The following is a 12,799-nucleotide window of genomic DNA, read 5'->3' on the forward strand; positions in this document are numbered from 1 at the left end:
TAGAAATCTGCTGTTATCGGTTAGTTATAACCTTAGGGTGGGGAAGAAGAATAGTCACCAGAAAAACAAGAAAGCTAAAAATGGAAATAACTCCAAGGACACCAGACATCAAAAGTTTCGGATCTTCAAGCCATCTTGGACGATAAACTAAAGAAGCATCATCCGTATACTGCATCAAAAATTTGCCAATAGATCGCGTCAAAAAATTCTTCTCCCAATTTATGGTAACTGGATAGGAATAATGTATACCATCAGCCCCTCCTCGATAGAATGCTACCTTATCCCTAGAACCACGTTTCAAAATAAGCTCATCAAGTCTTGCCGGAAGAATGTTGGAATTATCGCGCAAATCTTTAATTCCATAGTAATGCCCGTTTGATGAAGGAAAAGAAATGTTATAAACAGGATCAACGGCTATAGCACCATCAGCAGCTTGAGCTTCCACAACGGTGTGTCCAAATGGGCAACCATCACACGGGGCCAACATTACCAATGTTGCAGAAATTTTCATCTCGTCCAAGATCGCTGCTAATAATCTGGATTTATCGGAACAATCTCCTCCCTTCTGTAATATCTGGATAGGAGTCGGGCCAAGTGACGGCAAAAGAAAATAGTCATTATTTTTAGCAAAACTTCCAGTATGGTAGATAAGATCGTTCAATTGCTCGATATCATAGCCAGTGACACTATTACCATGTACGATCGTTCTAGCAAAATCTAATAATTTTTTATTGTCAGAATGCCAGTCAAAAAAAATATATGTCCCTACAATGCTAGAAAAAAAAGCAAACAATACTGCTGTTATTTTCGCTTTATATAACATTCAAACTCCATTCAATCATTAGCTTGTGCTTTACTATTTAGAAAAAAACTTAAATTCTTACTACTCATCAGCCATGGTATCAAGCACAAACACAGGTTCAAATCTAATTTTGTATCGAGCGATCCACCCTGGACGATTACCTGCTATCCCTCGCCAAGCCAAGATTTATTGTCAAATCCACTTACTCTAAAAAATTTAGACTGACTGCTACCGGAATTTCTGGTTGCAATCAAGTGAGATGGAACAAAGCTCTCGTCTAAACAGGCTATTTAACAGAAAACTGTATTGATCTTAGAGCGATAATATCTATAGAAAGATACCAGTCTTTATTAATACGACTTCAGTATAAGTTGTATAAGATACCTCATTGTCGATGTCTTTAAATTTATTGAGCTGGCATGATTGATATGACCTAATTCTCTATTGGAATGACACCCACCTTTACAGCAAGCTCTCTACAATTAAAAAGAAAGCGGTTGATGGGTATTTTTTCATATTTTCCATTTTTACTTGTTTGCTTTTTACTACTTCCCAATGACAATTTTTGCAGGAATTCTCACCCGCCATAAAGACAAAACCATACCTGGTTCGTTTACAAATGAGCTTCGAGCGTTAATATCACGTCATCCTGATGATAAAAATACTGTAATAGAATTTATCGATAACGGGATTTACCTTGCAAAAGTTGATATCGGTGCATTGAAACAGCCAGGAAGTTTTTCCACTAAAGAGCTGACTGCGTTTGTAGCGGGTGATCCTTTATATCAGGCTGGCCCTAGTATGCCAGGGTCACGTGCGGAAAGTCTGCAAAATCTGGCGCTTGATTTGGCAGCCGGGAAACTGGATACTCTTCACGCTTGTCGCGGAACCTACTGCGCGGTCATCTACGAACATGCGGAGGGTAGACTTCACTTAGTAACAGACAAGCTTGGTGTCCGGCCTGTTTACTATTGGGTATTGCCCGATTTCATCATTTTTTCGACTGCATTACGAATTCTGGAAGCTTTATCCTTCCAGGTAAAGTCTCTAAATCTTCAGGGAATAGCTGAAATTGCGTGTTTTAACTACCCGCTGTCTGATCGCACCCCTTACGAAAATATATTCTCCCTATATGCCGGGGAAACCGTCTGTTTCACGGGTGAAAAAATCAATCGACAGAGATACTGGCAATGGGATAAACAGCCGATGAATGCAGAGAATAGTAGCATTAATTCTGCTGAACACCTTCATGCAACATTCATCGATTCAGTCAAAATCCGGCTGCAAGGACAAAAAACTGTCGCGGCATTTTTAAGCGGTGGTCTCGATTCTCGCGCCATCGTTGGCGCACTAAAAAATCTTGATGTCGAGGTAGTCACTTCCAATTTCGCCCCAGCTGGCAGTCAAGATCAGGCATTTGGGCAACTTGCTGCTGATAAATTGGGAACTCATCACACCCATCTACAAAAAGGCAAGCAGGATGAACGAGATCCTTACCACAAATTATCCGTAAACAAATGGATTAATTCTGAAAACTATGCAGCTAGAAATTTACCCAAACCCCATGTTATTTGGTCCGGTGATGGGGGTAGCGTAGGCCTTGGGCACGTATATCTGAATCCGGATATTATCCAGGCCTCACGAAAAAAAGATATGGAAAAAGCAAAGAAAGAATTTTTCGCTTATAACAATTGGGGGATAAGCACCAAGCTTTTGAAACCGAAAATAGCTTTAACCCTAATCAATCTCCTCAATGAGGGAATCCAATCTGAGCTGGATTCAATCCATTTGGGTGATCCCAGCCGCATTTTTTACTTATTTCTGATGCTGAATGATCAGCGTCGACATATGTTTAATCATTTTGAGAACATAGATCTGGGGCGCGTGGAATTTGAGCTTCCATTTTTTGATTCTAATTTTATTGCAGAAATTATCAAACTCCCCATAGACCCCTTTCTGCACCATGTTTCCTATATGGAATGGCTGAGCTATTTCCCCAAAGCGGTGCTGGAAGTGCCATGGCAGGCATATCCAGGTCACATACCCTGCCCATTGCCCCAACTAGAGGGCCTTACATACCAATGGAATTCAAGTACTGAAGAAACCAGACAGAACAAACTGCATGCATTGAAATATGTAAAAGAGCTTTGTCGAAATTCGACGTTCTCACACCAGTATTTAAACCTTTTTTACCTGCGACTATGGATAATCCTGATGCGATTCGGGCAGAGTGATCGCTCATATCTTCTCCAAACTCCAAGAATTTTATATCGATACTGGTCCAAAGTTGTTCCAAATAATAAGAACCGGATTTAACAACGCCAGACAAGGGAAGCAAGATTCTTGTACCGTAGTGTTACCGCACTTCACCTCTTTCACCAACAGATATCGAACTTAAAAACCTTGATGATTGCTTATCCGCAGGTTTTAGACCAGATTTAATTTCATCGGACCAACGAGAAATAGCCATCCTATGACGACAGTACGAGAGCAAGTATTGACCGGGCTTAAATGGACAGCGGGTGGAAAACTGGGAGCACAGGTCATTACATGGGCAATCACGCTTGTTGTGATGCGCTTGCTGACACCAGAAGACTACGGCCTGCTGGCTATGGCATCGGTATTTGTTGCTTTCATGTTGATGTTGTCCGAGGCTGGGCTCGGCCCTGCACTGATTCAGAAACAGGATCTTGACGAAACTGCTTTACGCAGTGTATTTGCCATCGTCATCATCGCAAATATTAGTCTGCTGCTATTGCTCAATCTGTTGACCCCTTTCATCGCAGCTTTTTTTGATGAGGAAAGATTAATACCAATTTTGCACGTTTTGTCACTTCAATTCTTATTGACTATCTTCGGTACACTTCCCAGCGTTCAGCTGTATCGCCAGCTAAAATTTAGAAGTTTGTCACTGATTAGCTTCTTAACAACGATTGTCGGGAGCATACTGACACTGGTACTGGCATTCGCACAATTTGGTGTATGGGCGCTTGTTTTAGGGAATCTGTTTGCCAGTATACTCAGCGTAATCGCAATGAACGTAGTAGCTCCATTACATTTTCTACCAAAATTTTCCGTAGCCGGCATGCGTAATCTTCTGTCTTTTGGCGGGAACATTACGCTCTCACGGTTACTCTGGTTTTTTTTTACGCAGGCAGACGCTGTCATCGTTGGCAAGTTGCTAGGTAAGGAAATACTAGGTTTTTATTCAATTGCGATGCAGCTTGCTTCGTTACCTGTACAACGAATTTCCTCAATCATCAACCAGGTTGCATTTCCAGTATTTTCCAGGATTCAGGATAATCCTGAGCAATTCCGCAGTTTTATACTTAAAGCGATGCGGGTACTCAGCCTGATTGCCTTCCCTGTGTTATGGGGAATTTCCAGTGTTGCCAATGAAATTGTATTGCTATTTTTGGGGCAGAAATGGCATATAGCTATTCTACCGCTGCAATTATTAGCATTGATGATGCCATTACGCATGATTGTAAATTTCCTGCCAACAGCCATCGATGCACTAGGGCGTCCTGATGTCGGTGTGAAAAATGTACTTCTTGCCTCAATTGTTATGCCGCTTGCCCTTCTAGCCGGGAGCTATTGGGGAATTGTGGGCGTTGCATTGGCTTGGGTAACAGTGTATCCGCTAGTACTCCTTGTTAATATCCATCGCATGCTCCAGGTCATAGCATTGCAACTATCTGATTTTTTTTATGCCATCGCACCGGCAACAGGTTCAGCAATAGGAATGTATCTGACAGTATGGGGAGTGGGTCTGTTGTTCACAGATGATATTAATCAATGGGCAAAATTATCGGCTATGATCACTGCGGGCATATTGGTTTATGGTGGGCTTACTTTATTTTTTAACCGGCATGGCTACCATGAAGTCGTTGATCTGATCCGGAAACGATAATATCCCCTATTACCAGATAAGGAGCACATCTAGGGTTGCTGGCATGAACAATTCAGTAGATCGATATTAGCTGTTATCAAAATGAAGATCATAACGAGCACTCACTTCATTTATCGCCCAAGCAAATGCATATTGTCGCAACTGGCTGGGGCGATCAAGGGAATTTTCCGGGGCAAACCGCCAAAGTAACGGTGTTTTATGCAAAATAGATTCCATTGCACCTGAAATATTCTGGGTGATGCGCTCATAATCTTTGCTCAATGGCGGAGGAATCCGGCCACGTTTCAACCACTCCATGCGATTTTTAGCAAGCCAGGTACGATAAATTTCCATAGAAGCCGGGCTTAAGAATTCACTAAATCCTATGGCACTGGCTTTTTTAGTGATCCCAAAGGCTTCACGCGGCACGCCTGCTGATTCAATGATGCGGCGTGGCACAGGACGGCTATAATTCCCCACTACATCCCAAGAACGCATTTCTTCAGCGTTACTCAGATGATTGATATCGCGAATCTGCTGCACTCCCCAGAAAGTGATCGGACAATGAATAAACCCGGCCCAAAGACGGTATTCTGTTAGTGAAAGCCCTGATGAATCGCCGCGCACGACATCTTCCCCTAAATCTTTTGTGTCTTTGGCCCATATTTTATCGCCATGATAGCCTGTCAACAGCACTCGGCCCGACAGTTCAGCTTCCGCACTGGCCAGTGATACCGCTTCTGCTGTTCCATCAGCCGCCAGAAAGAAAGTTTCTACACGATCCAGCTCACGCCATGCATCACGTGCAATGCAAACTGGATTAAGACCCAGATAAGCAGCTACCTGATCACCATTTTCTGCTTCTCCAAAACGATCTTTATCAATACATAAAGCATCTTTACACCCTGCTTTATAAGCGAGCGCTGCAATAGCGGGCGAATCATAGCCAGAGGATGCCGTCGCCAGGAATTGGTAGCCATGCTTCCTGCTACGAGCAGCAATATTATCAGCAAGCTTGTTCAAATTTTCCTGAAGAAACTGCTCATAACGGGCAAAGCTACTGAAATTTCTTCTCGTCAACGTCCTTGGGATATAAGCAACCTTGTTGCTATCCCACACGATATAACCAAACATCATGATCTGAATATCGCCCAGCGAAGTTAAAATCGTTCGCTTGTACCGTGACAAGCCATAAATAATACTGGTGAAATCTTTATAATAATCAGGGTAAGTAAGGTTGATTTCAGCGCCGGATACAGCCAGTAGACAGGCCAGTGAATTTGAAACAAATAAGCCTTTATCAGTCAGCAATGACAAAATACGGTCTGTTGTGTTACCTGGTGCAACAAAGACTATACTGCCATCACGACAACGCCCTCCAGTACCCGCGACCAGATCAGTTTGATCAAAATTTCCTTCTTCAAAAGCACCGGGCCAAACAGCCTCACAAAACCAGTGATCATGCGTTTCTACTCGATTACCATGCCAAACTGTAACAGCACTGTTTTTTTCAGAGCAAAGAGCAATCCAGGCCAGTGGCGGCCAGTTAGGTACCATGTGATATAAAAAATTCATTCATGCCTCCATCTAAACAGATTATTTAACAGAGAATTGTATTAATCTGAAAACGATAATATCCACAGAAAAATAAAGTCTCTCAGTATAAATTGTATAAGATAGATCATTATTGGCATCTTTAAACTCATTAGAAGGGATGAATTTTGTTATGTTAAGCCCACCTAAGAAAAAATCGCACTACTTGCGGATAGCATTAATCAATGGATCAAGCTGTTAATCCTGGTTACTACAAGTGTATTGATCCATACCAACCTTACGCCACCTTCCAGTAACGCAGCTACCGTAAAGTTATTGATCTGATTCGCCGATGATACTTTATCGATTTATCTAATAAATATGAACCAACTGACTATCGCTATTCAACAAGACCACCAGCAACTTTCCAGTAAACGTTGGCAGTCTTTTTCGACACGTTGGCATGAACTGGCCGCACAGCAAGGCCTCACAACCCAGAATATCGATATTTTCTCTGATTCAATCAACTGGCTGGATCAGCTCCAAGGCTGCGATGGGTTTATGTGGTGGTTTGGTCAACCACTTTCGGTTAGCCGCCCTGGTCGCAGATTGATCGCAGCTTTGGCACATATCAACAAAATTCCAACATTTCCCAATCATAATACGATATGGCATTTTGACGACAAGGTAGCGCAATCTTATCTTCTGCAATTAGCAGACATCCCTACTCCCAAAACTTGGGTATTCTGGTCAAAATCACAGGCAGATAAATTCATTAATTTGGCTGATTACCCACTGGTGCTAAAACTATCTTCCGGTGTTATTTCAAAAAACGTCGAACTTGTGCACAACCGCTGTGAGGCAAGCCATCACGCCCATGCACTGTTTGGCTCCGGTATGTACGCACTGCCACCAGCCAACCTGCCCTTCCGTTGGTTTGCCAGGCGCGCAAGTGAAGCAATACGGGTATTCCTATCGCGGAAGACAGATGAAGAATTTCATAAAGGCTACTTGTTACTTCAAGAATTTCTACCTGAAAATGACTTTGATATCCGCGTAACCATCATCGGTAATCGGGCCTTTGCATTCAGACGATATAATCGGCCGGGAGATTTCCGGGCAAGCGGTAGTGGTCGTATAGATTGGAATCCTGCTCAGATACCCTCAGATTCACTCCTCCTCGCTTTTCAAACTGCAAAAATATTGCAAACCCAGTCACTCGCTGTCGATATTTTGCGACGAAATAGCAAGCCCGTCATCGCGGAAATCAGCTATTACTATGAAGGGTGGGCAATTGAGAAATGCCCAGGACACTGGAAATTATCTGATCAAGCTTCACAACCTGTTTGGGTTGAGGGCTCCATGCGGCCGGAAGATGCAATTTGGGAAGATTTCATCACTCAACTTCACTAATCTTCTCGGTAGATTGATGTTCTTTCAATCACTTTAAGGCACCCCATGAATATTCTCAAAATCCTGTTTGGCAAACGTGCTCGCAAGGCGCCTTTTGCAACATTATCCGAAGTTCTGCGCATGCGCTTTGGTTCGCAACGCTTGTTGTTTCAAGAGTATATCGATTATCGCTTGCATGAACTGGATGATCTGAGTGCAGAAGAGCGTGGCAAATTTCTGGGGAATGGCCGCAAATTCCGGCTCAATTATGTGTGTAATGATGCTCGCTGGTTCATGTTGGGTGAGAAGTTGCCGATGACTCTTTTCATGATGGCAACCGGCCTCCCCATGCCAAAAATTCATGCAGTATATGATCTCGATGGCAGAAATTTACCAGGCGCCATTACATTAAACAGTGTCGATGAAACAGCTGTTTATCTCCGCACCCTCCAGCATTACCCGTTATTTGCCAAACCCAGTCGTAGTGCCTATGGCTGGGGTGCCCAGGGCCTGCAAAATTATCTACCGGAATCAGACAGTATTGTTTTTTTGAACGGCAAGCAACGTAACGTGATGGAATGGATCAAGTCGCTTAACCCAAAGTTCTCACACGGTATTCTGTTTCAAGAACAGCTCAAGCCACACCCGGAAATTGCGCGTGTCTGTGGCCTTCGCGTCAGCAGCATACGAGTCACTTCTGCCCGAATTAATGGCAGGAATACCATTGTCAGTGCAGTCTGGCGCATTCCTGTCGGATCGAATATGGTAGATAACTTTCAGCATGGCACTTCTGGAAATTTACTGGGGGGCGTCAACATAACTAACGGCCAGATCACTCGGGTTGTTGGCAAAATTAACGGCAAGATCGAGGCAGTTGCTACTCATCCCGACACCAGTGTGCAATTCGATCTATACACATTGCCAGACTGGCCACAATTAACAGAAATTTGTGAACGGGCAGCAAACTATCTCATGGGAATGAATCTCCATCATTGGGATATCGCTTTGACCGAACGGGGCCCTGTTATTATTGAAAATAATGAAATCGCTGATCTGGATCTGCATCAGCACGCAAACCGCAAAGGATTCTGGTCAGAAGAGATCGAAACAAGTACGGCGTCAATCTTATCCACGCTACTGGGAACAACTGAGCTGGCTCCAAAAGAAATTAGCTAACCTGATGCGTAAAATTGATATTTTTTTCTAAACAAATGGCAACCTACCATATGCGGTGGTTTACTTGTCCGGACAGGGTAATTGGGGGCAGTAATGATTACTTTATTTAGCAGCTTAATATCATGAATGTCTGGCAAGAAAGACTGGCACTCCTGAGATATAAGGGAGGGGGCAAAGCGGCAGTATTCTGGCTGATTAAAATACTATGCAGAGTAGAGATTTATTTTTTCTACGCAGCTGATTTAACTCGGCAACAGGCATCGTTGCCACAACCTCTTGCCAAAAAATCCGGAACAGAGGCATTCCACTTTATTGCTCTAAATTCCACCCAGGATATTGCCATGTATCCGCACGAACTGATCGAACAAATCAGTTCACAAAGTGGCCGAGGCGTTACACAACTTATTCAGGACGATGCCAAAATCTATGCATTGATTGATGGAACACAAGTTGTATCACAAACAAATATCAGCCACGGCGCTGTTATTCGAGTCGATTCACCAACAGATTTAGATATTGGTCTGACATCTGGGGATGCCTTCCTTGGCTATTTGTTCACCCATCCCCATTACCGTGGATTAGGCGCTGCAGCATTACTACTGGAAATGGTATGCGAGGATGTTAAGAAGTATGGCTATTCCAGGATCGTGACACATATACGCTCAACGAATGTCGCTTCACTGAATACTTTTAAGAAATGTGGCTGGCTCAAAATTGGCTGGATAGCTGTCAGTACCAGCAATCATCTTCTGCTGCGCTGCCTGCACAAAGCTGGTATCACTGTCCTGGCTGTTAAACAATAAATTTGCTAATCCCGGCCAACTGACCACTTACGGAGAAAGCGGCGAATTTTGGATTTTAATCCCCATTTTTCAATAAAATCTCCCCCTAACTGGGAAAGTGTGTTGAATCCGCGCAGAGCGTAAGCAAGTGCACCCAGCGGGAACTTTCTTGGAACCAGATGAAAATTTTGCTCTACCCGATACATGTTAGACAAACTTCTTTTTCTTTCATTGTCTCCATACAGAAAATCCAGCCGGGTGATTCCACGATTAATCAGATCACGAATCCGATAGATTTGTACAATCGTACCAACAGATTTATCTCCCCAAGCGGGGTCATAGCCAGTCTGTTCCGCATAATAGGTCTCGCCATAAATGTAACCATGCTGGAAAGCAACCGACTCCTGATTACAAATTAGAAGATAACTCTGAAACCAGCCATTTTCCGCAGCAGTTGTAAGAATACGACATGTTTCAATATCGTTTCGAATACCAAGACCAAGTAAATTGTGCTGGTAAGTCTTATCGGATACCTGTTGAGCCAGGGGTAAAAATTCTGATATATCTTCAAGCGTAGTAAATATACGGTGACTGATTGTGATTTCAGGATCTTGTTCAAGACGGCGCAAAACACGCCGCACTTCTTTACGGGTTCCATATCCCAGATTCTGAATATATTCATCAAAGTTTTTGGGTAATACAATCAGCCGCCTGTGATAAGCCTGTCCTGAAGGGATCAGCTGATATTTCTTTTGTAGATTAGTATTATTCTGGAGAAACCCACCAAACGAGGAATCAAGTTCCACGCCTAGCGCAAATAAAGTCTCTCGTTTCTGAAGAATTTTCCATAAATAATCAAGAAGATTAAGAAAAACATCCTCTGTTTTTACCTCATCAGAGAATAAAGGGCCTGCTGTAATGCTATAACGGCGAATTCGGTATTCCCAGAGCGAAATACCAAACAATTCAAAACTCAAAGATGATGGATGTACGAAAAATGGAGCATACCCGGATAACGAGCCATCCTGTGCAAAACACAAAAAGATCTTGACTGATTTGTCATGGCTACATTTGGTATAAAGCCAATCTGGGTCATGATCCATAACTGCAGCGGAGTGATGCTGAATCAAATCTTTAATAGCCAACAAGGCTTGGGTTCGCGCTACGGTATCGAGTTGATCCAGATCTTGCCATTCCCAGTCATCATCGAGTTGCGGTGTGCTATGTAATTCTGGAAGGGATGCATTTTGCAGAAACATAAATCTTCAGGGTAAATAAATAATGCGGTCTTATGCGGTCGATCGAAGTATTTTTTTGATATAGGCTTTCAACTTCAGTTTCTCCAGCACCTGGACGATACCGCGCGATAATCCATCACTGCCAGTATGTAATGCCACTTTGATCAGGTTGCGCCAGGTACGCCGAAAATAATAAATATCCGCACAATATTGTGCATTAGTTGCAAAGAATGCCTTATGCGCGCCTTCTCCCTCAGTGAAATCAAAGATCTTTACGTGATCCGCTGCAAATAGACATTGCAAGGCATAGTACTGAAGCAAAGTTCCGGGTGACCAGCGCTGGTACTCCGGGTCATGGCCCACGTATTCGTAGAGAGCAATCCCGTCATGCACCGGACAATAAATATAGGCAATCGGCTTTTCCAGATAAAAAAGAATGTAGCCGCGCACGTTATCCTTTGCGGTAAGCTCCAGCATATTTTCCTGGAATTGCTGATCGGAAGGCAAGCCGCAGTCAAGCAATCTTTCCTGGTAAGTTTTCAGTGAAACTTCCATTGCCAGTTTATGGAATGCGTGCATCTCTTCCGGTTTACGATACTCCCTCCAGTCGATCTCCCCGCCTGAAAATTCCGCAAACTTTTTTATTTTCCGCAACAGCGTATTTCTGGATTTGGCAGAGAATTTCTTCAGGTAATTTTCAAAGCCGCTATCAAGCACAACCCAGTAACGCTGGTAGCTTGAAGGAATATACCGGATCGCGTGCGGCAATATGTTTAGTCTTGATAAAGAAGATTCTATCGGGTGAGAGCGTGTCACCACCACATCAATAGAGTTTCTAAAAAACTCTGAGAGCTCTGCTGGCGCAACCGGATGGGCCGGAAGTTCAGTAAAATGCGTTTTCAGTACACAGGCACTCAGTGGCCAGGTAAGAAGCCTGATTTCCCCCAAGCGCACGGTAAAATTTATTGATTGCCTGAACCATTTCTCCATCAGAAAAACCTTGAATAAGCCTGCTCGGCATAACGTCTGATTGTATGGTGCGGACGGGAGCACAAAATTTTTGTTGGCTTTATTTCAGGAATTGTCGCCGGATCAAGCTCAGAAAATAGAGCAGTTCTGAACTTATCGGTGTGATCAGACAGAAATTCACATAAACGATTAAAGCGGTTGATATTCAGTCTGTCTGGAGAACTCAATCTGCCAGCGCTTCTACCTTTGATCAGCTCAAAACTATGCAAGACAACCACAAATGAGAACCAACCTTGTTGCCAGGCATCCAACAACGCCGTTTTCATTTCTTCAGCTGAACATGCTGCCAGCTGTGCATGTCGTTGATGCCCAGGATAATCCTGGAAAAAGGCGATCGGCAGTTCCCATATACCTTCAAGCCTGAGTGGCTGCAACAGTTGCTCATCCAGATCAATCTTGCAGTCTTCACCCAAATAGCAGGGGTTATAACTGGAATCAAACAACAGCTCGTTTTGTGCTACAGCGCGTAACGTATCCCGATTAGCACCATAACTTCCGGCTCGGAAGGCGTGCAGCTTCTTTACACCCACTGCCTGAAGGCTGCGTATTCCCTTTGCAATTAAAGCCCTCTGTTCGTCTAAAGTGAATTGATGCATGTATTGCCTGAAGTGGGAAGGAATAGTCGGGTCATGAATTTCACTGAGCCATTCAGTATGCAGGTGTAGCTGGACTTCCTGGTTATTACGTTGAATCAAATCAACCATGTCAGCAAGATGATTGCTACCAGCCCGATCAGCAAACAGTGGCTCCAGAAAATAAGTAGCTTTTAATCCGTACCGATCCAGCTGCTCGAGTTGATAAGGCAGCCCGAATTCACCTTCAGATGTTTTGCCATAAAAGCATGCGGCAATTTCTTCATTAAATGTTATTTTATCCAGTGACAGGGCACGTACTGGCCAACCCTCGGAATAAGGCCATAGCTCAGTATCAACGGTGAGATAGACATTCAACATTG

At 43.4% G+C, this 12,799-nt stretch carries 10 protein-coding genes; 5 read left to right on the forward strand and 5 right to left on the reverse strand.

Annotation, left to right across the window (positions count from 1 at the left end):
• Positions 1-13 precede the first annotated feature (13 nt).
• Positions 14-823 (reverse strand): hypothetical protein, encoded by an 810-nt coding sequence (locus BM331_RS05295; protein WP_074927723.1) that lies wholly within the window; start codon positions 821-823, stop codon positions 14-16.
• 510 nt (positions 824-1,333) lie between these two features.
• On the opposite strand from BM331_RS05295, the gene BM331_RS05300 reads away from it, so the two are divergent.
• Positions 1,334-3,118 carry an asparagine synthase-related protein gene (locus BM331_RS05300; protein ID WP_143100927.1) on the forward strand — a complete coding sequence of 595 codons (1,785 nt, stop codon included), beginning with the start codon at positions 1,334-1,336 and terminating at the stop codon, positions 3,116-3,118.
• Positions 3,119-3,275: 157 nt separating this feature from the next.
• The gene (locus BM331_RS05305) at positions 3,276-4,715 is read left to right on the forward strand and encodes a lipopolysaccharide biosynthesis protein (RefSeq protein ID WP_074927727.1); all 1,440 of its coding nucleotides are present in this window, start codon (positions 3,276-3,278) and stop codon (positions 4,713-4,715) included.
• Positions 4,716-4,781: 66 nt separating this feature from the next.
• Here BM331_RS05305 and BM331_RS05310 read toward each other — a convergent pair whose 3' ends face one another.
• On the reverse strand, positions 4,782-6,269 hold the full coding sequence (locus BM331_RS05310) for a hypothetical protein (protein WP_074927728.1): 1,488 nt from the start codon (positions 6,267-6,269) through the stop codon (positions 4,782-4,784).
• Positions 6,270-6,608: 339 nt separating this feature from the next.
• Here BM331_RS05310 and BM331_RS05315 point away from each other — a divergent pair, with 339 nt between their 5' ends.
• The 3 genes from BM331_RS05315 to BM331_RS05325 all read left to right on the forward strand — a co-directional run bounded on the left by BM331_RS05315 (position 6,609) and on the right by BM331_RS05325 (position 9,598).
• Positions 6,609-7,640: an ATP-grasp domain-containing protein gene (locus BM331_RS05315; protein WP_074927730.1), complete on the forward strand. Its 1,032-nt coding sequence runs from the start codon at positions 6,609-6,611 to the stop codon at positions 7,638-7,640.
• Positions 7,641-7,685: 45 nt separating this feature from the next.
• Positions 7,686-8,795 (forward strand): sugar-transfer associated ATP-grasp domain-containing protein, encoded by a 1,110-nt coding sequence (locus BM331_RS05320; protein WP_074927731.1) that lies wholly within the window; start codon positions 7,686-7,688, stop codon positions 8,793-8,795.
• Between the two features lie 122 nt (positions 8,796-8,917).
• Positions 8,918-9,598 carry a GNAT family N-acetyltransferase gene (locus BM331_RS05325; RefSeq protein WP_074927733.1) on the forward strand — a complete coding sequence of 227 codons (681 nt, stop codon included), beginning with the start codon at positions 8,918-8,920 and terminating at the stop codon, positions 9,596-9,598.
• Positions 9,599-9,603: 5 nt separating this feature from the next.
• On the opposite strand, the gene BM331_RS05330 is transcribed toward BM331_RS05325, so the two are convergent.
• Genes BM331_RS05330 through BM331_RS05340 form a run of 3 tightly spaced genes read right to left on the reverse strand, consistent with a single transcriptional unit; the run spans position 9,604 to position 12,797 of the window.
• The gene (locus tag BM331_RS05330; RefSeq protein ID WP_074927734.1) at positions 9,604-10,836 is read right to left on the reverse strand and encodes a GNAT family N-acetyltransferase; all 1,233 of its coding nucleotides are present in this window, start codon (positions 10,834-10,836) and stop codon (positions 9,604-9,606) included.
• Between the two features lie 30 nt (positions 10,837-10,866).
• A complete protein-coding gene (locus BM331_RS05335) occupies positions 10,867-11,805 on the reverse strand; it encodes a GNAT family N-acetyltransferase (RefSeq protein WP_074927736.1) in 939 nt (312 codons plus the stop codon).
• Entirely contained in the window at positions 11,805-12,797 is a 993-nt protein-coding gene (locus BM331_RS05340; RefSeq protein WP_074927737.1) for a polysaccharide deacetylase family protein, read from the reverse strand. Before BM331_RS05340 ends, BM331_RS05335 begins: the two co-directional genes overlap by 1 nt.
• Positions 12,798-12,799: the final 2 nt, after the last annotated feature.

This window comes from Nitrosomonas eutropha (assembly GCF_900116685.1).
Lineage (GTDB): Bacteria > Pseudomonadota > Gammaproteobacteria > Burkholderiales > Nitrosomonadaceae > Nitrosomonas > Nitrosomonas eutropha_A.

What these genes read in the sequence shown, in the direction of transcription:
- BM331_RS05330 (WP_074927734.1), bottom strand. Translation starts at nt 10,836, where the DNA reads ATGTTTCTGCAAAATGCATCCCTTCCAGAATTACATAGCACACCGCAA.
- BM331_RS05320 (WP_074927731.1), top strand. Translation starts at nt 7,686, where the DNA reads ATGAATATTCTCAAAATCCTGTTTGGCAAACGTGCTCGCAAGGCGCCT.
- BM331_RS05340 (WP_074927737.1), bottom strand. Translation starts at nt 12,797, where the DNA reads ATGTTGAATGTCTATCTCACCGTTGATACTGAGCTATGGCCTTATTCC.
- BM331_RS05295 (WP_074927723.1), bottom strand. Translation starts at nt 823, where the DNA reads ATGTTATATAAAGCGAAAATAACAGCAGTATTGTTTGCTTTTTTTTCT.
- BM331_RS05310 (WP_074927728.1), bottom strand. Translation starts at nt 6,269, where the DNA reads ATGAATTTTTTATATCACATGGTACCTAACTGGCCGCCACTGGCCTGG.
- BM331_RS05335 (WP_074927736.1), bottom strand. Translation starts at nt 11,805, where the DNA reads ATGGAGAAATGGTTCAGGCAATCAATAAATTTTACCGTGCGCTTGGGG.
- BM331_RS05305 (WP_074927727.1), top strand. Translation starts at nt 3,276, where the DNA reads ATGACGACAGTACGAGAGCAAGTATTGACCGGGCTTAAATGGACAGCG.
- BM331_RS05315 (WP_074927730.1), top strand. Translation starts at nt 6,609, where the DNA reads ATGAACCAACTGACTATCGCTATTCAACAAGACCACCAGCAACTTTCC.
- BM331_RS05325 (WP_074927733.1), top strand. Translation starts at nt 8,918, where the DNA reads ATGAATGTCTGGCAAGAAAGACTGGCACTCCTGAGATATAAGGGAGGG.